Genomic DNA, 20,519 nt, shown 5'->3' with positions numbered 1-20,519 from the left:
CGTTCCTTGAATAGACAGTCACTGGGGGGGCATCAGGCTGCGTTGCCCGGCTTGCATCAATTGGGCGAATTCAGCGGCCGCCACGGCTTTGCTGAACAGGAAACCCTGGCCCTCCTCACAACGATGGGCTCTGAGGAACGCCAATTGCTCAAACGTTTCGACGCCTTCGGCAATGATGTTCAAGTCCAGACTCTTGCCCAGGCTGATGATGGCACTGATCAGTTGTGCATCCTGGCTGTTTTCGCCCAGGCCGCGCACGAAGGATTGATCGATCTTCAACACATCGATGGGAAACCGGCGCAAGTAACTGAGGCTGGAATAGCCGGTGCCGAAATCGTCGATCGACAGCCGCACGCCCAAGGCTTTGATGTCTTGCAGGGTGACGAGCGTGTCCTCGACGTTTTGCATCAGTACGCTCTCGGTGATCTCCAGTTCAAGCAAACTGGGCGTCAGGCCGGTGCGTTGCAGAATGGCCGCCAGGTTGGCGACAAAATTGCGCTGGCGAAAATCAATCGCCGAAATATTCACCGAGATACACAGTGCAGGCAGGCCGGCGGCGCGCCAGGCTTGTGCTTGCTCGCAGGCTTGGCGCAACACCCATTGGCTCAAGGGCACGATCAGGCCGCTGTCTTCGGCCACGGGAATGAAGGCTGACGGGTAGATCCAGCCGTGGTCGGGCTGGTGCCAGCGAATCAGGGCTTCGGCGCCGACGATCCGCCCGCTGCTCAAATCCAGTTTCGGTTGGTAGTGCAATATGAACTCATTGCGCTGCAAGCCCTGCCGGATCGCGCTTTCCAGGCTCTGCTGAGCCTGGGCGCGCAGGTTCATCTCGTTGACGAAGAAACTGAAGTCGTTGGGGCCATGGGCTTTGCTGGTGTGCATGGCGGTTTCGGCGTTCTTGATCAGCTCCACCGCGCTGAAACTGTCGTTGGGGTAGATGCTGATGCCCAGGCTTGCGGTGACACTCAAGTCATGCCCAGCCACATAGTGTGTCGTGCTGATGGCGCCGAGCAGTTTTTCGGCAATGTACTGGGTTTGCTGGGGATGCTTGATGTCGTTGAGGATCAGCACGAACTGGTCGGAGCCGTAGCGAAACACCGAATCCGACGCGCGCACCGTGGCCACCAGGCTTTGGCTGACCTGCTTGAGCATTTCATCGCCGACCGGATAGCCCAGGGCATTGTTGATGCGCTTGAAGCGGTCCAGGCCGATAAACATCACGGCCAACTGGGTGTCATGGCGCCTGCAGACGGCAATGGCCTGCGTCAGCCGGTCGCCCAGCAGGGTGCTGTTGGGCAGTTCGGTCAGGGCATCGTATTGCAGCAGGTGTGAGACCTTCAGCAGTTCCTGCACGCGTTCTTCGACCGTGCGCTCCAACCCCATCAGTTTGAGCGCGGCATCCTGGGCCAACTGCCATTTCCAGGTCAGCGCGCTGGCCATCTGGCGGATTTCCAGGTTGTCGAACGGCTTTTTCAGGATCAGCAACTGGTCGCTGTATTGGATGCGCGCTTCGATGGCTTCGAAGGAATAGTCCGAGTAGGCCGTACACAGGGCGATCTGCAGGTTCGGGTCGACGTTCCACAGTTGTTCGATGGTTTCCAGGCCGTCCCAGCCCGGCGGCATACGCATATCGATGAACACCAGGGCGTAGGGCGCGTTGTCGGCCAGGGCCTGGTTGACCAGGGCGAGGGCTTCCTGGCCCTGATAGGCAGAGTCCAGCACAAAAGTCTGGCGCACGGTGGGGGCGGTGCCGAACAGGGTTTCTTCGATGCTGTCCAGGGACTGGCCGCCTGTGGTATCGGCGCACAGGATCTTGCGGAAATCCTCGTGGATGGAGGCCGCGTCATCGACAATCAGCACCCGTCGATTGGCCCTTCCTGAGCACGGATTCATGGCTGACACCGGGACGCAGGCAACTGAAGATTCTTACGCATCGGGCTTCCTTACCTTGAATGCTTCAATAAACAGGGAACAGTCATGGCTTCATGCTACTAGCATAGCCGGGTCCCTTGAATAAGTACGCCAGTTGGCGTCAAATCACCCTCAGTTACCCCAGCGTGCATCTAGCGCTCATTGCTTATGCAAGTACAGCGATCGATCACGCCAGGGGGCAATGAAGCAACCGAGTACCATCGCCAGGAGGTGTCGCCATGGATGAACAAACTGCTACGACGTCCCCTTACAGACCTACTATTTTGCTGGTCGACGATGAAGAATCGATCCTCAACAGCCTGCGCCGCCTGCTGCGGGGCCAGCCTTATGATGTGCTGCTGGCCAGCAGTGGTGCCCAGGCCCTGGAAATCATGGCTGCCGAGCCCGTCGACCTGCTCATGACCGACGCGCGCATGCCCGCGATGGACGGGGCGATGCTGCTGGCCGAGACCCACCGCCTGTACCCGGCCACCACGCGCATCCTGCTGACCGGCTATGCCGACATGACCATGATGATCAAGGCGATCAACGAAGGTCAGATCCACCGCTATATCAGCAAGCCCTGGAACGACGAGGAAATGCTCCTGACGTTGCGCCAGTCCCTGGAACACCAGCATTCCGAACGCGAGCGCGTGCGTCTTGAGCAGTTGACCCGCGATCAGAACGAGCAGTTGAAGGCCCTCAACGCCACCCTGGAAAAGCGCGTCGAAGCGCGCACCAGCGAGCTGCAGCAAACCGCCGACATGCTCGACCTGGCCTACGACGAGCTCAAGCGCAGCTATGTGACCGGCACCGAAGTGTTTTCGCTGCTGGCCAACCTGCGCCTGCCCAAGCAGAAGCAGACCAACCGCCAGTTGATCGAGCTGATCCGCGTGTACTGCAAAGCCCAGGCGCTGGACGAAGCCAGCGCCCGTGACCTGACCATGGCCGCCGCGCTCTACAACATCGGCAAATTGAGCTGGAGCGACGGCATGATGGCCGTCCCGTCGGAACTGCTGCACAGCAACGACCGCGAACGCTATCGCGCATACCCGGCGCAGAGCGAGTCGTTGCTGATGACGCTCGAGCCGATGAAGGACGCCGCACGGCTGATCCGCCATCACCAAGAGCGGTGGGACGGCACCGGGTTTCCCGATCACCTCAAGGGTGAAACGATTCCCTTAGGCGCGCGCTTGCTCAAACTGGCGGTGGACTTCATCGAACTGCAGAAGGGCCTGATCCTGGAACGGCAGATGAACAGCGATGAAGCACTGCTGTACATCCGCAAGTACGCGGGGCGGCTCTATGATCCGGACATGGTCGAAGACTTCGTCCTGGCCTGCGCCGCGTTCCTCAACGACGTGACCCTGGGCGACCCGAGTGTCAAAGTGCTGAGCACCCGCGAACTGGCCGACGGCATGATCCTGGCGCGCAACCTCAACGCCGATAACGGCATGTTGCTGCTCAATGCCGGCAAAGTGCTCAACTTGCCGCTGGTGGACAAGCTGATCGCGTTTGAAGCCATGGAGGGCGCCAAGTACAGCGTGTTTATCCGCGAACCGGAAGAGCCGCATCTTTTGAGCTGAGGCGCTTCATGGGATCATTGTGTCTTTGCATTCAAGGTGATTTTGTCCATGCCAACCACTATCCGTATCGCCGCCGCGCTCCTGATCGGCGGCGACGGCCAGACGTTGCTGGTGCGCAAGCGCGGCACCCAGGCATTCATGCAACCGGGCGGCAAGATCGATGCCGGCGAACAACCGGTCGAAGCGCTGGCCCGTGAGCTGCACGAAGAGCTGAACTTGCGCATCGAGCCGAGCCAGGCGGTCTACCTCGGCCGTTTCTCGGCCCCGGCCGCCAACGAGCCAGGTTTTACGGTGCAAGCCGAACTGTTCCAGGTACGGATCGACGTGCCGGTGACCCCGGCCGCCGAAATCGAAGAAGTGCGCTGGATCGACCCGGCCGGAGACGGCGGCCTGCACCTGGCGCCCTTGACGCGTGAGCTGATCCTGCCGTTTTATCGCAAATCGCTGACCACCACCGCCTGATTGGCGGGTTCCAAGGACTGAGCCGTGCCCCTCAACGCACGGCGCTGACCCCATCCAGTGTGGAAAACGACGTGTCCTTGGCCGTCAGCAGGAAGTCGCGCATGTACGGCGCGTCCAGCATGTCTGCACGAATCCCCGCATACAGCGTCGCAAACAGGCCTTTCTCACCCAGGCGCTTGGCCTTGACGTAACCGCGCGAGCTGTATTCATGCAGCGCCCAATGCGGCATGCCGCAAACACCACGACCGCTGGCGACCAGTTGCATCATCATCACCGTCAGCTCCGAGGTGCGTACCTGGGCCGGTTCGACATCGGCGGGTTCGAGGAAGCGGGTGAAAATATCCAGGCGGTCGCGTTCCACCGGGTAGGTGATCAGGGTTTCGCTGAGCAGGTCTTGCGGCACGATGTACGACTTGTTCGCCAGGGGGTGCTGGTTGGCCACGGCCAGCATGGCTTCGTAGGTGAACAGCGGCACATACGTGATGCCCGGCAGCTCCAGCGGGTCGGAAGTGACCACCAGATCCAGGTCGCCACGGGCCAGGGCCGGCAGCGGGGCGAAGGCGAAACCGGACGCCAGGTCCAGCTCGACCTCGGGCCAGGCATCGCGGAACTGGTCGATGGTCGGCATCAGCCACTGGAAGCAGCTGTGGCATTCGATAGCCATGTGCAGGCGCCCGGCGGTGCCACCGGCCAGGCGCGCAATGTCGCGCTCGGCGCCGCGCAGCAGGGGCAGGGTGGCGTCCGCCAGTTGCAGCAGGCGCAGGCCGGCGCTGGTGAAACGCACCGGTTTGGTCTTGCGCACGAACAACGGCATGCCCAACCGCTCCTCCAGTTCTTTGAACTGGTGGGACAGGGCGGATTGGGTCAAGTGCAGGCGTTCGGCGGCTTCGACCAGGCTGTCGGCCTCGCGCAAGGCGTGCAGGGTTTTCAGGTGGCGGATTTCCAGCACCGTGGTCTCCATGAGCAATATTGATGAGCAATTCGAATAGGGTGAGTTTGTCTCATGTTGCGCGAGCTGTCGACCTGCCGGCCGGCGCATGAGGTTCATATCCCGCCATACATTGCGAAACGGCGCTGGCCCGGAGCCCCGGCGAGCCCCGCGTGTGTCGACATAGTCAATTACGCATTTCTTGTTTCACCGTAGGGATGAGTGGGTATTTTTGCCGCGACATTCGTCCCGAAGAGCGCTCCATGCGTCGTTGGGACGACACCGTATTGCCCCGCCAAGGATGTGCCCCATGACCGCTAGCGCCGCTGCAATGCCCTTCATCTCTCGTCTGTACCCCGCTGTACCACCGGCCAATCCAACCCCTTCGCCCCCTGCACCCGCGCCCACCTCCCTGAGCCGTGCCGGCGCCATCGCCGAGGTGCAACCCCGGCCCCGCGTCAGCCACCTCGCCGCCCACGCCGTCAGCAGCCAGTTCGCGACGCGGCCCGACGTGCGCTCGGTTGTCAGGGACATGCTCGGCGAGGCGATCAACAGCCTGTATCCAGCGCTGGAATTCGACGTAGCGCGGACCTCGGTGGCAGAACCGATCGCGGAAAACCCGGTTCAATACCGCTTGACCCCGCTGCTGGATGTCGCGCTCAACCACCTGGCCAGCGGGGCCGATATCGATTTCACCGACAAGTATTCATGGCCGCAGAAACTGGTCAAACAAGGAACCGGCACCACCCTCAGAGTCCCCGACGCTTCAGGCAACCGGCGCGAAGACATCGACATGTCAGCCATCGAACTGGCGATCCGCAGCCTTCGGCCCAGCCTCAAAGACGCGTTTGCGCGAGCCTTGACCCGTTACTGGGGACAAAATGCTGGCGGGGCGGACAACCGCTGGTTGTGGCTCAGCGGCATGCTCAGCGACAACCTGCGCAGTGCGGCGCTGAAACAGCCTGGCCTTACCGATGCGCAACGCGCCACCCTTGACCAGGTGGTCACCTGGCCCGAGCGTGCGCAACGCGTGAGTGCCAACGGCGACGATGCGGCGCGGGTCTTCGTGCTCGACACCAGCGTCCGCTACGGTGGCGGTGCCTCCACCCAGCTCAGCCCGGATCTTTTGATCACCCGCCAGATCGGCGCCAGCACCCAGGTTCTGCATGCCGCGGCCAACGGCCAGATTACCCCTTACGACTCGCTGGAAGCCTTCGGCAAGGCCTGGGGCGAGACGCTGGAAAACGACTTCGTCTTCGACCACTTGACCTGGAAACGCCAGGAGCCGGACGCGAATATCTTCGATGCGCAAGCGGGCATCATTCTGAACAACCAGTTGCAGGCGATAGACAGCATCGAACTCCCACCAGCCGGCAGCCTTCAGGCTCTGGAGCAGCGCTTCAGCGTGCTCAGCGATCCGAGTCCGTGGTTTGTCGGCGCCTATGCCGCAGATTCCGCGGAACTGGCACGGCTGCAGGAAAAACTGCCGCAGTGGATGCGCAACGCCGACCCAGCCGATCGCCTTGCCTACCATCGCCACGCCCTCGAACTGGCCAGCGATGTCCAACGCAACCAGGGGCGTAACTTTTTTTCGGACATCCCCGATATTCGCACCTATACCCAGCAACAGCTGCAAGCGCAGTTGCAGAACACCGGGCTGCTCGCGGACCACCTCGACGTCACCTTCAAAGTACCGGTCGGCACGTTGGGCAGCGGCTACATCGAGCGCGTCACGATGAGCCTGACCGACATGGCCTTGCGCAATCTGGCCGGGCTGCCGAAGGGCGAAATCGAAGTGCGCCACTTCGGTCAACCGATCAGCGACCCGGCAATGCCGCAGCGCTTGAAAGACATCGTCAGTCAGGTGGACATCGGCAAACACTATCCTGCGTTGCTGCAAACCCACCTGCTGGGTGACAGCGATGAGTCACGTCGGCGCAGCGCCTTGTTCGCCCAACAAGTCCCGCGCCAACTGGCGATGCAGGCGCTGGAGCTCAAGCTCAAGGGCGAAGCGGGCATCACCGCGCACGGTTACCGGTATGTGGAGGCGCTGCTGACGCCCGGCGCTGGAGCGAAACAGGTCGACGGGCAAGACATCGTCATGCGGCCCCTGGCGTTTATCCGCAAGCCCGGCGCGACACCCGATGTAGTCCAGAACATGTTCGTCATCGAGCCAGCGAATGCGGCTGTCGGCCCGCACCTTCTCTACCGGCCGATGTTGTCCCCGGTATTGCAGGAATTTGCCACGCGTCAAGCGCTGCTGGAGGCGGTGCAACAGCCCGGCCCCTTGCAGCAAAGCGTGCTGGCCTGGTTGCCCGACGACAGGACGCGCGCGGTATACGGCAACGGCGGCTTCAAGATTCCCAACATTGCCCGCTACAGCGTCTTCAACGAGTTCGACGCGCCCGCCCAACCGGCACCGACGACACTCGCCGTGGACGGCTATGACGCCGCCAGCACATTACGCCAGGACCTGGAGCAAGGGCGCCTGATGCAGCACCTGTACCAGAGCAACACCCACAGCCTGGTGAACCTGGCCCAGGGGCAATCGGTATCGGACGCGCAGAGCCGCTGGGCTTCCTTCAAGGAACTGGGCGGGTTGTTGTTCAACACCCTGTTACCCGTGTTGCGTGGGCCTGGGGCGATGGCGGGGTGGTTGTTGCAGTTGGCCGGTAGCGAGGACGATATCCGCAGACTGTCCAACCCCGCCGCCCAGGGCGACAGCACGGCCAGCGTGGTGGACCTGTTGCTCAATATGGGCATGGTCTTGACCCATTCCGCGCCCGCCGACGCCGCGCAGCCGCCGCTGACGCTTGACGCTCTCAAAGCCATCGCGCCAAACGATGGCCCGCTGCGCCGCGCCCCGGGCCAGACGCCGGGCGTCCATCGCGCGAGCATCCGCCAAGGCAGTGTGGAGCCTTCTGCCAGCGTCGTCGGCGGTCATGCGAGCATGCTGGATTTTGCGTTCTCCAGCCCGCGCCGCCTGAGCCCCGGCCAGCTCGCGCAGATCGAGTCATTCCGGGTAGCCGCGCCGGTCGATGTCGGTGCGGCGATTGCCGAGGGGCCAAAACAGGGCCTGTACCTGAGCCAGGGCGGGCTGTACGCCAACATCGACAAGCAGTGGTTCCGGGTGGCCAACGACCTCGACGGGGTGTTCATCATCGACGCGAACAACCGCGCGCGTACCGGCCCGCCGATCAGGCGTGACGCACAGGGGCGCTGGAGTTTCGACAGTCGCCCCCGGCTGCGCGGTGGCATGCCGCGCAAGAGCGGCGTCGCCGAGCGGGTCAAACAAAACAGGCAGGCACAACAGGCGCGAGGGGAAGCGTTCAGTCAGGCCGTCGAGGCCGCACTTGTATTGGATGGACCGAGGGCAGACTCGCGTAATCAAGTGATTGCGAGCATTACCGACTACTACAACGGCCGTAAAAAACTGCGCACGCTGTGGGGGCTGTCTACCACCGGGGAGCATCAACAGCGCTTTATCGCACCTTACCTGGCGCAGTTGGAACTCACGAAGAACCTCAGGCAGACCATCGACCAGCAACTCGTGCAACTCAAGCAACGCACTGAGGTACACAGTGCGGCGGCTCAGACCGCCATTGACCATCTGGTGCCGAAAAAACTCGGCGCAGTGGATGATCTTTCCGAAGAAAAACAGGCGCGCTCCAATCTCTATGAGACGGTGCTCGACAACTACCGTGAAATCGAACAGTTCTACACCACGCTGGCCGAAGACAGCAATCAACACGTCCCCAGCGGACGCTCGATGGCGGAGGTGGTGAGCGAGGCAAGGACCGGCTCCAAAAGCACGTATATCGAGCTGATGGACAATTTCGGCAGGGTTTACCGCGACTTGGAAAGCGTGCGGGAAGCCGCCCTGGCCTCCGCCGCTGTGCTGGAGAAATGGACGGACGATTCGTCGTTCGGCAAAACCAAGGCCGCGCACTTCCTCAAGCAGCAAGAGCGACAGCCACCTGCGATTACGGCCCTGCGCATGAAGCTGACCAGCCTGACCAACCTCAAAGAACTGAGCCTCGATCGCTATGCGCGAACGAGCGACCCTGTGGAGTCGTTTTACCTGCAGCGCTTGAGTTCAACCAACCTGATCCCCGTCTACAACGCTCACCTGGACCTGCGGCAGTACACCGGTTACAGCTTGAGCGAACGCAAGGCGACGCTGGAAACCGTCATCGGCACCTACCAGCGCGTGCTCAGCGACAGCCTGGCGATACAGGACACGAATCCCGGCCTTCAGCGAGCCGAGTATCAGCAGCTGTTTGCCGAACGCCTGCGCGATGTGATCAACGATGCCCAAACCGACCTGGCCGAAGTGATGCGCGAGGAACAAGCGCTGGTGCCTGCCGCCGTCGTGCGTATCGATCAACGGCAAAAACCGGCGGGCCAGCGCACGTTCAAGACCCGCGACAAGGAAACCCTGATCGGCACCGCGCGCCCCCAGGCGGCAGGCTCCGGCGCGATCATCGATGTGCTGGACCCGCAATCCGGCCGGTCGGTCGCCAGTTACAGCGAACACGCGAGCGAGGGCGAGTGGGTGAAGATCGTTCCCGCGCAACCCGCACGGCCCGCGTCATCGCCCAAGTCGCTGTCAACGCTCAAGTCCGACGCCAGGAAACTGCTCGACGAAAGCGCCGGCATTGAACGCACGATCGCGTTCCAGAAACGCAAACTCAACGACCCGCAACGCCGGGAGGGCATCAACCCGCTGGACTGGAACGACATGCTGCAAGCCCAGGCCGAGCGGCTTCAGGCGACCGCCTTGCAGGCCGAAACCCGTCACGGCAGCAATCCCGAAACCGAACAATGGGTCAAACAGTGGCGCACGGCGGCGGACGAACTGCTTGACAAGGCCCGCCAACATTGCGCCGATGGCTACAAGGTCCTACCCCCCAAACCGGAAAACATCGACTACCTGTGGAAGCACGGGTTCGTCGACATCAACCTGGTCCAGCGAGACATCGCGACCAAAAGCGGCGATGTCTTCACCGAGTACGCCGTGCGTGAAAAAGGCAAGGTCGACGTCTTGTGGTATGCCCATTTCCACTACCCGGCCAAAGGTTCGCCGCGCAATCTCTACACGGCGGCGCACCTGAAGATCCCGTCGCAGCGCACCAAGACCCAGAAAGACCTGGTGGCCGAGGCGGGCAATAACCGCGTGGTGGAACAGATCGTCAGGGCGCGGATCGGCCCGCCGCTGGATGAAAAACTGTTTCTGACGCTGTGACCGAAGCGCTCCGCTGACAGCCGCAGGCCGGCGCGGTTATTGGGCAACCCATAGCGGCCGGATATGCGGCAATGCAGCGGACTGCCTGCCGATGTCCGAGAACGGCAGCGACGGGTCGTCGGCATGGGTCAAGTAACGATGCTCCGGCAGTTTCAGGTGGGCCTTTTCGAACTCGTCGAAGATCGCCGTGCGGCGGTTGTAATGAAAGTGCGCGTACCACAACGGGCGCGGCGGGGTGGCGGTCAGGTCCCAGACTTCATATTCCTGCATGAAGTCGCGATGCCCGTTGGCACGCCTCGCCAGTTCGCTCATCGACGCGGTTCGACGCACCTCGACCACGTGATGCCTGACCAGGTCATCGAGCATGCCGTCGGTGGGTTTGCGGCTGGCCAACGATTGTCGGGTGCGCAAGGCGCGGCCGGCGGCGGTTAGTTCGCTGGCGGTCGTGCGCAATGGCTGGAGGCTCGGCTCCTCGGGGTCAAGGCGCGCGATGCGGTTTGCACGCAAGGTGAGTTCGGCGGCTTCGCTGACCAGCATGTGTTCAAGGTCCACCGGCAACATGCCCTGGCGGGCATAGGCGTCGACTTTGGCCTGGTACGCCGGTACGGCGCGCAGGCGGTTCTGGGCTTCGCTCACCATCACCGACTTCACGTTCGCCTCCGCCGGGAACTCCACGGGCGGCGCCGGTTGGCGCTGGGCCCGACCGTCCGGGCGTTGCTCCCAGGTCTCGGTGTGGCCGCTGAGGTTGTCGATGGTGTAGCGCGTGGTGTTGGTGCGAGGGTCGGTGCTTTTTATGCCGATCAGCAGCCGGTTGTCTTCGCTTTCAAACACCGTCCCTTGGGGTTCATCGAGCTGCGGGCGCCGCAGGCGAGGTGTTGTGCCGATACGGTGGCGGGCCAGTTGAATCATGCGCTCGAGGTTATTCAGCAAGGCGTCCAGGTTATCCAGGTCAAAATGTTGCGGGTAGCCTGCACTCAAGGTTTTAACGCTGAGGCTGAACCGCGCGTAGGCATCGATACATTCGTTGAGGATCCGCGTGCGCTGGCTGACGGTGGTGGGCGTTTTTGTCAGTGCGAAATGCGTGTTCAGGGCCAAGTGAGCGTCGAGATAGACGCGATTGACCTCACTTTGCAAATACAACCAGGAAGGATCGCTGACGTGATCGTAGCGGTTGAACGTATCGATGCTGTGGACGGTGCGCAGGTGCGTGCGAAACCCTTCATCGTAGAGCTCGTTCCAGCGCGCCGCGTCATCGCGAGCCTCGCCCGCCAGCGTGCGCGTATTTTGCAGGTCCGCGTCGATCTGTTGCGCGGTCCTGCGCGTGCTTCTGCCTTGGAGGCGCAGATCGGCCTCCAGCGCTGCCAGGTTGATCTGGCTGCTCCATTCGTTCATGACCAGGAAGACGCGGTCGATCCGGTCGAGTTCCTGCACGATTTTCTGGCTGAGACCTTTGCGGGTTTGCAGAAACTGCAGAATGGCGGCGGGGCGTGCTGGCGGCACCTGGATATCAGCGAATTGCCCGGTCAATTCCTGCAGCGCGGCCGCGGCGACTTTCAGGCGCTCCACGGCTCTGCTGGTGACAATCAAGGCAGCGCGGCTTTGCAAGCCTTGGAGGGCCAGGTGCTCTCTGTTGGGGGGGAAGGCGATCACGTCCTGAATGGCGTTGGCCTGCTGAATCGCCAGCTCGATGTCCTGGGTGTAGGCCTGATCAAGGGTTGGCTGCAATGTCTTGCGGGTGGCGAAGTCGCTTTGGTTGGACAGGTGTTGCAGGTTGCTGGTCGCGGCCAGTTGAGCGTCGAGCCGGCTGCTCAGCGTATTGAGCGCATTGCTGAGCGCCAGTTGGCGGCGCAGGACATGATCGGTCCACCAGATCGGCAGCCGTTGTCGAATCGCCATCGGCCAGAGCGGCTCGAGGGTGTCGGCCAGGTGCCCGAGCACACCGCCGCCGCCCGCCAGGCCCGCCGGTTGCGCGGTGCCGTAGACGCCGAAGTGGGTGTCCCATTGGCCGGCGTCATCCAGGGCAATCGGTTGTTTGTAGGTTTTCAGCGCGTTGCCACTCAAGCGCCAATGGCCGTTCTGCAGTTCGACCTGATAGACGTTGCCCTGCCGCACGATGAAGTGGCCGTCGGCATGGCGGTAGATGTTGCGGTAAATACCGTGGCTCGCCGGGGTCAGATGGGCCAGGGCGATCTCCTTGTCGTACTCATACCCGCTGAAGCGCTCGGCGATGCGGCGCGCCTTGCGGCTCATGGGCGGTTGCAGGTAGCGGCCGCCCTTGAAGGCATTGCGCAACTGGCGCCCAAGCGTGCGCGTGCGCGCTGCATTAGGCGTGATCAGCACCCCGCCGGCCACATCCACGCCGGCGTCGATCATTGATTGCAGGACCTGGGTGATGTCGTGCATGCCTTGGGCATGATCGCCGCGTCGAAATGCATCTACCGCGTCATTGGCGCTGACCCAGCCGTCGTAAAGGCCGATCACCGTACCCACCACGGGGACCACGCCGAGCGCCATCTTGATATAGCTGAAGGCCTGCACGCCTTTGATGGCATAGCGTTCCAGGTACAGGTCGCTGTTGGAACGGGAACTGGCGCGGTGGGCCTCCTTGACGCGGCCCATTTGCGCGTTGAGCAAATGGCCGGCCAGCGACGTGGTGACGGGCCAGGGGCGGCCGACGCCGATCAGCGCGTCGAAATGCCGGAGCAGCGCTTGATTGATCCGGCTGACGTGGTTGGCCACGTTGCCCAGCAAGGCGCGGCCGGCCAGGTAATTGATCATCGTGCTGCTCAGGCACAGGCGGTACAGCGCCAGCCGCGCGGCTTCAAGGTTGGCGTAGCTGCGCAGGTAGTGGCCGTCCGGGCTCTCGGGCAGATAGAGCAGGGTGAGCCCGGAGTTTTTCTGACGGATGAAGGTGACGCCGGACAACGTGCTTGAACCGTCCTGGGTGTCTGGCCCGCCGACACTGAGGTGGGCGGGGAGCAACTCAATGTCATTGCCATCGGCGCGCCAGGCTTCGGCCGTGCTGGCATTCACGGCGATGTTGAAGGTGTTCAGTTCGGTGGCCGTGATGTGCTTTTGCAGGAACGCCAGACGCCCCTGGAGCGTAAGCATCAGGCGCTGAGGTTCGAGCAGGCATTCGAGGCGATAGTCACGGCTGAAGTCCGTTTCGCGATCCGAGCCTTGGTAAGCCTCGACGATCAGGTCTTCATACGCTTGGGCCAGGTCCAGTTCCGGCACCAGCTTGCGCAGGTAGTTGGCGCTGAGCCCGGCGGTGAGTGCCTGGCCTTCCGTGGCGTCCTGGCTGCTGACCTCGACCTTCATGAACGTCAAGCGGTCGGCGATCGGCGTATCGATGTTGCTCAGCGCCAGCTCATCCAGGCTCATTTTGACCCGGGTGGCGCTGGGGACCTGCACCGTCTTGGTCGGAGTGCCCGGCGCGCCAGGGGCTCCGACGAAATGCTGTTGATGCGTGACCGATTCGGGAACGTCGAGCTGAACGCTGAACGGTTGTTTGAGCGAGAAGTCCCGGGACAGCCTTGCGTGCAGGCGTTTTGTGCAAAAACTGCTGATCAGCGGCAGCTTCAGGTTCAATACTTCATCGGCGCGTTGCAACGCCACGATGTAGCGCTCCAGCAGGGCCTTGAGTTCGGCCCTGTCGGCCGCTGAAACCTGGCCGAGCCAGACCGGCAGTTGCGCCGCCAGTGCGCCGCTCTGCTGCTGCTCCAGAAGCTGCGCATAGGCCAGTTCGCGCGCGGTGTTGGTCGATACGCCCAGTTCCTGGATCGCTTGCACGCGCATGGGTTGCAGCTCCCGGGCTTGGCGCTCGGTGTCGTCCGGGGCGCGGCGAAGCATCGCTTCGATCTGGGCGACCCAGTCGTCGAGTTGCACGGTGAGGCTGTACTCGAACGGGGTCTGATTGAGCAGGGCCAGTTCCAGCGACGACGCGTCCGAGGGCGTTACGCCGAGCCACTGTTCAAGCGCCTGGCGCGAAGCGAAGTGCTGCAGCCCGCCCTGGCTGCCCGGCCAGTACAACAACAGGTCCTGAGGCGTTGACGCATCGAGCAGCGCCGCTTCCAGGGTGATCAGCAGCACGCCGTCCAGTTCTTTGCGCTGGGTGTTGATTGCGTCGTTGCTGCGCTCGCTGATCGACAGCGTCAAGGTCGCCACCGACACTTTGAGTTCGGGGTCTGGCGCGTTGAGCGGGTCAAGCGCGGCCAGGAGCATGGCGTACCCGGCCGGGCTGATCTGGTTGAGTTGGCGCTGCAGGCTGGCTTCGGCAAGCAGCCCGTTCAGCCGTGCCTGGAGCAAGCGGTGATAGTCGGGGTTGGCCTGTTGGGACAGCTCCAATAGCTGGTTCTGGGGTTGATTCCACAGCGCGCTGGCCGCTTCGTGGGCTTGCTGTTGCGCCTCGTGCAAGCGGTTGAGTTGGCTGCGCAACGCGGCCTGTTGTTCATCGCTCGGCGGCGGCAATATGGCAGGCGCCTGCACCGTACCGAAGAGCGGCTGTTGTTGCCGCGACAGCGCGTGGCGGCGCTGGGTCAGGGGCAGGTCGGCGGTCAGTCCGGCGAAGACTATGGGCGCGCTGTCGAGGGGCGCGTCGTCCTCGGCGGGAGCGAGCGCGGATGCCGGCGGCAAGGCGAAAACCCCCTGGCTGCGCTGTTGCCGGTCCACCTGATCGGCTGCTTCCAGCGCTCTGTGTCCATGTTCGGCGAGGTCCCTGCCGTGGGGGTATTTCAGGCTGGCCTGCTTTTCTTTGAGGCGATGTTCCAACAGGTGCGTCACGCCGGCTTGTAAGGGCTCGTCGACCTCGCGGTAGTCGATCAGGTTGTCTCGCGCGATGGCCGTCACGCCGGGGAACAGCGTGGGGTGATCGAGCAACCACTGCTCCATGCCGACGCGGCTGTTGAACAGGTTCAGCGCCGGTTCTTCAGAGGGCAGGTACAACAGCTGGAGGACGACCTCGGCATCCAGGGTAATGACCAGCGCACCGGGTATCTCGGCATCGGCCAACCCGGTGCGTTTGAGCAGCAGTTGCTCGGCGTAGATCTTCTGACCGTCGAGCTGCAACGCGCCGCTTGGCGGGTCGAGGACGGTGAGCAACGGTTTCAATTGATCGGCCGTGATCGCCCCCGAGGCGCAGGCCAACTGCGCGGCGGCTTGGAGATGGCTGCTGTACTGCGCAACCGCGTGATCGCGACGCGAGACCGCAGTGCCAGGCGCGCGCGTGAACCACCAGTAGCGGACCCACGCGGTTCGCAGGGCCTGTTCCACGTTGAGCTGGGTAAAGGGTTTAACCAGCTCGAACGGCTGCGCTGCGTACTGGGTTTTGCCTTCCGGCAGGCCGATCACCCGGCAATGCTGGTAAAGCGCGGCGTAGGCGGGAAATTGATGAACGAAGGCACTGGCCTGGGTCAGTGTGATGGAGCGCGCCGGTCTTTCATCGGAGGCGGCAAAGTGCAACTGCACGCTGTCGCCGTCCAGGTCCAGTTGCTCGTTGATGAACGCGTTGAGCGAGGCGTGGACACTGGGCGCATCGGTGCTGAGCCGGAGCATCTGTTCGCGGCTGGCGTGCCAGCGGGCCGTGGCTTCCAGCAGCAGGCTTTCGTTCACGGGGCGAACCTGTGCGTGGGAAAACGGCGGAAAGTCGCGCACGGCAAGGGGGGAGAGCGGGTTGGATGTATCGGTCATGTGACGGCACTCGAAAAATAGGGGCAGAACGGTGCTTTACCGGTCGGAGCCCTATTTAAAGGTGGAGAACGAGGCGCGCAGGGATAGATAGTTAGTGAGTCGACCGTTGAGCGACATTCATTAAACTGTCACGCAACTGTGGCAGCGCGCTTGAACAAACTTCATCAGACTCGCGCCCTACTGGGGTTCTGTGTTTCGGTGTTTTTCATGCGCGTGTTGCTGTTACTGGCCGCTCTACTGTTCGGCCTGCCGTCTTTTGCGGCGTCTCGATGTGATGTCAATGTCCCGACCCAAACGGTCGATCTGGCTCAGGTGAGCATCGCCTACCAGAGCATCGGCCGTGCGTCCGATCCGGCCTTGTTGCTGGTGATGGGCCTGGGCGGGCAACTGATCCACTGGCCTGACGAGGTTGTCGTCGCCCTGTGCCAGCAAGGTTTCCGGGTGATCCGCTACGACAATCGCGATGTCGGCCTGTCCACCTGGCGCCAGGCTCCGGCCAGCGCCAACCTGACGTTTGAAGTGTTGCGCTACAAACTCGGCCTGCCCGTGGCGGCGCCATACACGCTGACCGACATGGCCGATGACGCCCTGGGCTTGATGGATGCGTTGCAGGTCCAGCAATTCCATGTCCTTGGGGCGAGCATGGGCGGCATGATTGCCCAGCACCTGGCCGCGATGGCGCCGCAGCGGGTGGAAAGCCTGACGCTGATCATGACCAGCTCCGGCGCCGAAGGCCTGCCGGCGCCGAATGCGGCGCTGGTGCAATTGTTGTCGCGGCGCAGCGCACCCAATCGCGCAGTGGCCCTGGAGCAACAGGCCGATTTGCTGGCCGCGCTGGGCAGCCCGTATGTCAAGGATGACCGCCAGGTGTTGCTGCATCAGGCGGCGTTGTCCTACGACCGTGCGTTCAACCCCGAGGGTGTGAAACGCCAGATCATGGCGATCCTCGCCGAACCGAGCCGCGTGCCGTTGCTCAACCAATTGCGCGTGCCGACCCTGGTGGTGCATGGCACCGCCGACCCGTTGTTGCCGGTGATGCACGGCGTACACCTGGCCGCGCATATCCAGGGGAGCCAGTTGAAGCTGATTCCGGGCCTGGCCCATCGTTTCCAGGAAGCGTTCAAGGCGCCGTTGCTGGCGGCGGTGTTGCCGTACCTGCAAGCCCATCGCGAAGACGCCGTCCATTGGGCGCAGATCGAGCCGCCGGTCTCGGCGAAGGTGTTGTGACATTGGTGTATCGTGCAGCTTTTGCGGCGCATTAATGCCAGCGAGGTTGCCTACCATGAGTACTGCCCTGAAAATCGATTTCGTCAGCGATGTGTCCTGCCCCTGGTGCGTCATCGGCCTGCGCGGCCTGACCGAAGCCCTCGACCAGCTCGGCAGCGAGGTGCAGGCCGAGATCCACTTCCAGCCGTTCGAACTGAACCCTGGCATGCCCGCCGAGGGCCAGAACATCGTCGAGCACATCACCGAGAAATACGGCTCCAGCGCCGAAGAGTCCCAGGCCACCCGTGCGCGCATCCGCGACATGGGCGCCGAGTTGGGCTTTGCGTTCCGCACCGACGGCCAGAGCCGCATCTACAACACCTTCGATGCCCATCGCCTGCTGCATTGGGCCGGGTTGGAAGGCTTGCAGTACAACCTCAAGGAAGCGCTGTTCAAAGCCTATTTCAGCGATGGCCAGGACCCGTCCGATCACGCGACGCTGGTGCGTATCGCCGAGAGCGTCGGCCTGGACCCGCAACGCGCCGCGGCGATTCTCGCCAGCGATGAATACGTCGCCGAGGTGCGCGAGCAGGAACAACTGTGGGTGTCCCGTGGCGTGACGTCGGTGCCGACCATCGTGTTCAACGGGCAGTACGCGGTCAGCGGTGGCCAGCCGGTCGAAACGTTTGTCGGGGCGATTCGCCAGATCATCCGCGAATCCCGATCCTGACGCTGGTCCCATGTGGGAGGGGCTCATTGTCCTCAAGAGAGTCCCTGGCCCGTCCCTTGCATTGACCCCCTAAAGCCCATCCGCAATCCGGTTGGGCGCTGCCATTGGGGGTGAAACATTACCTTGAATATTCTTGACCTCGACCACAGCCTTACGGGCCAGGCGCCGATTGCCCGGCGTTTGGCCAGTGGTCATGCCACCCGTCTCGACTTGCTGGACCTGGGCCCGAAACTGCGCCTGTGGTCCACCGAAAAAACCTGGAAGCGCTTCACCGAACGCCTGGCGGCACGGCCCCGGCCCACGGACGCGCGGCCGGAAATCCTGTTTGTCGGCTCCGGCGACTATCACCACCTGACGCCGGCATTTCTGGCCGACCTGAAAGAACCGATCAGCCTGATCCACTTCGACAACCACCCCGACTGGGTCCGCTTTGCGCCCAAGCGCCACTGCGGGTCGTGGGTCAACCGCGCGCTGAAGATGCCGGCGATCAAGCGCATCGTCACCCTCGGCCCGTGCAGCGATGACCTGCATAACCCGCAGCTGCGCGGCGGCAACCTCGGCGCCCTCACGCGCGGGCAATTGCAGCTGTTTCCATGGCAGCACCCGCCGTCGAAAGTCTGGGGGCGGGTCGGCGATGGCGCCGGCCACCAGCAGCAGGAAAACTACCTGTACTGGCGCAACCTGGCGGAGCTGGACTGGGCCGCATTCCTTGAGCAAATGATCAGCAGCCTGCCCACCGAAGCCATCTGGATCACCATCGACAAAGACGTGCTGGCCAGCGAAGACGCGGCCACCAACTGGGACCAGGGCGGCATGCGCCTGAGCCATCTGCTCCAGGCCCTGCGGGCCCTGGCGGCGCGCAAACGGATCATCGGCATCGATGTGTGCGGCGAGTTCGCCAAGCCCGTGTTCAGTAACGCCTTCAAGCGTTGGGAGGCCAAGTCCGACCAGCCGCCGGCCGAGCGCTGGAGCGCCGAGGACCTGCAGCGCAATGCCGCGACCAACGAAGCCCTGATCAACCTGTTTGAGGAGCTGTTCCCGTGACTTTGACCGTGGTGTTGCTGGTGGCCTTTTCCATCGTGCTCGATGTGGTCGGCCAGTTGTTTTTCAAGATGGGCCTGGACCGTTTGCCGGAGTTGGAGGGCGGCTTTCGCCTGAACGCGTTCTGGGGCCAGGTGTTCAATGCGCCGTTGTTGTGGGCGGGGCTCGGGGCCTACGCCATCGAGTTTTTCGTCTGGCTTGAAGCCTTGTCCCGCGCGCCGTTGAGCCTGTTGTTTCCGGCGGCGGCGCTGGCTTATTGCGGGGTGGTGCTGGCGGGCAAGCTGGTGCTGGGGGAAACCGTCAGCCGCCGGCGCTGGATGGGCACGCTGGTGATTACTTTCGGCGTGATGTTAGTCGCGATTGCAGGGGGTCAGGCATGAGTACGCAAAATATCGATCAGGGCTGGTTGCACGAACGCCTCGGCACCGTGGTGCTGTGGGCGTTGCTGATTTGCACCGAGAGCGCCGGGCAGCTGTTTACCAAGGTCGCCGGGGACCAACTGGGGCAGATGGATTTCAACTGGCAGTGGTTGTCCGAAGTGGCGCGCAACCCAGGGATTCTGGCGGCGATCGCCAGTTACATCGGCGCGTTTTTCGTGTGGATGCTGATCCTGCGGCGCAGCAGCCTGTCGCTGGCGTTTCCGCTGAGTTCGCTGGTGTTTGTGGTGGTGTTGCTCGGTTCGTGGCTGGGGCTGGGGGAACATATCAGCCTGCTGCACTGGGTGGGCGTTGGGGTGATTATCGTCGGGATCGGGTTGTTGGCCGAAGGCGAGGAAAACTGAAAGTATCGCGATGAAATACTGGCTCCATGTGGGAGGGGGCTTGCCCCCGATAGCGGTAGATCAGTCCCGTATGTATTGGCTGACCCTGCGCTATCGGGGGCAAGCCCCCTCCCACATTTTTATCGATGTGCATCAGTTGAACTTGTAGCTGATCGCCGTCTGCACCTGGCTCTGGTTCACTTCGCCGGCCTGCTTGACGATGCTGCTGTTCGCCGCCGAACCCACCAGGCGGACCCAGCTGGCACTGGTCAACAGCGACCATTTCGTCGCCAGGGGAAACTCGAAGCTCTGGGTGAACGTCACGTTCTGGAAGCCGCCGCTGGCGTTGTAGGGGCGGAAACCCGAGGCGGCGGCTTCGCTATCGCTCACGCCGAAAAACGTGTTGGTCTGGCGTCGGTCGGCAAAATGCGCCATCAGGTCGCTGCTGCCGATGATCCCGCCGACCAGCGGATAGCCCAGCTCGCCGCCGACCTTGCCGAGCACGCCGCCCTGACCCTGGGCGCCGCCCACGGCGCGACCCAGTTGGGCGTAGACGCGCCAGAAGTCGGCCGGCGCGTATTCCACGAACCCACCGACTTCGGCCATGCTCGACACTTCGCGCAACCCCGACAAGGCGCCGTTGGACGTGCGGCGCGACAGGTAGTTGATGTACGGGCCGGCGCTGAAACCGTTGGTTTTCAAGGCGCTCCAGGACAGGCCGTCATCGGTGCTCAGGCTGACGTCGCCCCAGTCCAGGTCGAGGTATGGAACGGCCGCGGTTTCATAGCGGGTGCCGGTGGGTTCCTTGGGCTGGTAGCTGATACCCGCGCCTGCTTCACCGGTGATGCCTTCGGCCTGCGCGGCTTGTGAAACGCTCCACAGCCCCAGTAACCCGGCGAATAGAGCGGAGGTGATCCTGAACATGGTCACTGTTCCTTGATTGAATATGCGCGCATGAACGC

Annotated in this window: 12 protein-coding genes; 8 read left to right on the top strand and 4 right to left on the bottom strand. The window is 62.9% G+C overall.

Translation table 11 applies throughout. The features are described 5' to 3' along the window. Positions 1–18: 18 nt before the first annotated feature. Positions 19–1,893 (bottom strand): putative bifunctional diguanylate cyclase/phosphodiesterase, encoded by a 1,875-nt coding sequence (locus tag ACVWZP_RS14690; RefSeq protein ID WP_457369878.1) that lies wholly within the window; start codon positions 1,891–1,893, stop codon positions 19–21. A 257-nt stretch (positions 1,894–2,150) separates the two neighbouring features. On the opposite strand from ACVWZP_RS14690, the gene ACVWZP_RS14685 reads away from it, so the two are divergent. Next, complete coding sequence (locus ACVWZP_RS14685) at positions 2,151–3,497, top strand: HD domain-containing phosphohydrolase (protein ID WP_448125803.1); 1,347 nt, start codon at positions 2,151–2,153, stop codon at positions 3,495–3,497. Positions 3,498–3,545: 48 nt separating this feature from the next. After that, on the top strand, positions 3,546–3,959 hold the full coding sequence (locus tag ACVWZP_RS14680) for an NUDIX hydrolase (RefSeq protein WP_017844589.1): 414 nt from the start codon (positions 3,546–3,548) through the stop codon (positions 3,957–3,959). Between the two features lie 31 nt (positions 3,960–3,990). On the opposite strand, the gene metR is transcribed toward ACVWZP_RS14680, so the two are convergent. Then, positions 3,991–4,908 (bottom strand): transcriptional regulator MetR, encoded by a 918-nt coding sequence (metR, locus tag ACVWZP_RS14675; RefSeq protein WP_017844590.1) that lies wholly within the window; start codon positions 4,906–4,908, stop codon positions 3,991–3,993. A 289-nt stretch (positions 4,909–5,197) separates the two neighbouring features. Between metR and ACVWZP_RS14670 the strand changes: the two genes are divergently transcribed. Next, positions 5,198–10,132 carry a dermonecrotic toxin domain-containing protein gene (locus ACVWZP_RS14670; RefSeq protein ID WP_457369877.1) on the top strand — a complete coding sequence of 1,645 codons (4,935 nt, stop codon included), beginning with the start codon at positions 5,198–5,200 and terminating at the stop codon, positions 10,130–10,132. A 36-nt stretch (positions 10,133–10,168) separates the two neighbouring features. Here the strand turns inward: ACVWZP_RS14670 and ACVWZP_RS14665 are convergent, their stop codons facing one another. Continuing rightward, entirely contained in the window at positions 10,169–15,820 is a 5,652-nt protein-coding gene (locus ACVWZP_RS14665) for a dermonecrotic toxin domain-containing protein (RefSeq protein ID WP_457369876.1), read from the bottom strand. A 207-nt stretch (positions 15,821–16,027) separates the two neighbouring features. Here ACVWZP_RS14665 and ACVWZP_RS14660 point away from each other — a divergent pair, with 207 nt between their 5' ends. The 5 genes from ACVWZP_RS14660 to ACVWZP_RS14640 all read left to right on the top strand — a co-directional run bounded on the left by ACVWZP_RS14660 (position 16,028) and on the right by ACVWZP_RS14640 (position 19,578). After that, positions 16,028–17,047, top strand: a complete 1,020-nt coding sequence (locus tag ACVWZP_RS14660) for an alpha/beta fold hydrolase (RefSeq protein WP_046485800.1) — start codon at positions 16,028–16,030, stop codon at positions 17,045–17,047. A gap of 55 nt (positions 17,048–17,102) precedes the next feature. Further along, positions 17,103–17,756 carry a DsbA family oxidoreductase gene (locus ACVWZP_RS14655; RefSeq protein WP_046384553.1) on the top strand — a complete coding sequence of 218 codons (654 nt, stop codon included), beginning with the start codon at positions 17,103–17,105 and terminating at the stop codon, positions 17,754–17,756. Between the two features lie 123 nt (positions 17,757–17,879). Continuing rightward, the gene (locus ACVWZP_RS14650; RefSeq protein WP_017844595.1) at positions 17,880–18,800 is read left to right on the top strand and encodes an arginase family protein; all 921 of its coding nucleotides are present in this window, start codon (positions 17,880–17,882) and stop codon (positions 18,798–18,800) included. After that, the gene (locus tag ACVWZP_RS14645; protein WP_017844596.1) at positions 18,797–19,177 is read left to right on the top strand and encodes a DMT family transporter; all 381 of its coding nucleotides are present in this window, start codon (positions 18,797–18,799) and stop codon (positions 19,175–19,177) included. Before ACVWZP_RS14650 ends, ACVWZP_RS14645 begins: the two co-directional genes overlap by 4 nt. Then, on the top strand, positions 19,174–19,578 hold the full coding sequence (locus ACVWZP_RS14640; protein WP_017844597.1) for an EamA family transporter: 405 nt from the start codon (positions 19,174–19,176) through the stop codon (positions 19,576–19,578). The genes ACVWZP_RS14645 and ACVWZP_RS14640 overlap by 4 nt, the downstream gene beginning before the upstream one ends. A 132-nt stretch (positions 19,579–19,710) precedes the next feature. Here ACVWZP_RS14640 and ACVWZP_RS14635 read toward each other — a convergent pair whose 3' ends face one another. Next, positions 19,711–20,481, bottom strand: a complete 771-nt coding sequence (locus ACVWZP_RS14635) for a MipA/OmpV family protein (RefSeq protein ID WP_457369875.1) — start codon at positions 20,479–20,481, stop codon at positions 19,711–19,713. Positions 20,482–20,519: the final 38 nt, after the last annotated feature.

This window comes from Pseudomonas sp. TE36184, assembly GCF_054060055.1.
Note: the sequence above shows the minus strand (reverse complement) of the source record. Positions and strands in the feature narration are given on the sequence as shown.

Excerpts from the sequence above, each read along its gene's own strand:
- ACVWZP_RS14690 (WP_457369878.1), bottom strand. The coding sequence starts at position 1,893 with ATGAATCCGTGCTCAGGAAGGGCCAATCGACGGGTGCTGATTGTCGAT.
- ACVWZP_RS14685 (WP_448125803.1), top strand. The coding sequence starts at position 2,151 with ATGGATGAACAAACTGCTACGACGTCCCCTTACAGACCTACTATTTTG.
- ACVWZP_RS14680 (WP_017844589.1), top strand. The coding sequence starts at position 3,546 with ATGCCAACCACTATCCGTATCGCCGCCGCGCTCCTGATCGGCGGCGAC.
- ACVWZP_RS14670 (WP_457369877.1), top strand. The coding sequence starts at position 5,198 with ATGACCGCTAGCGCCGCTGCAATGCCCTTCATCTCTCGTCTGTACCCC.
- ACVWZP_RS14665 (WP_457369876.1), bottom strand. The coding sequence starts at position 15,820 with ATGACCGATACATCCAACCCGCTCTCCCCCCTTGCCGTGCGCGACTTT.
- ACVWZP_RS14660 (WP_046485800.1), top strand. The coding sequence starts at position 16,028 with ATGCGCGTGTTGCTGTTACTGGCCGCTCTACTGTTCGGCCTGCCGTCT.
- ACVWZP_RS14655 (WP_046384553.1), top strand. The coding sequence starts at position 17,103 with ATGAGTACTGCCCTGAAAATCGATTTCGTCAGCGATGTGTCCTGCCCC.
- ACVWZP_RS14640 (WP_017844597.1), top strand. The coding sequence starts at position 19,174 with ATGAGTACGCAAAATATCGATCAGGGCTGGTTGCACGAACGCCTCGGC.
- ACVWZP_RS14635 (WP_457369875.1), bottom strand. The coding sequence starts at position 20,481 with ATGTTCAGGATCACCTCCGCTCTATTCGCCGGGTTACTGGGGCTGTGG.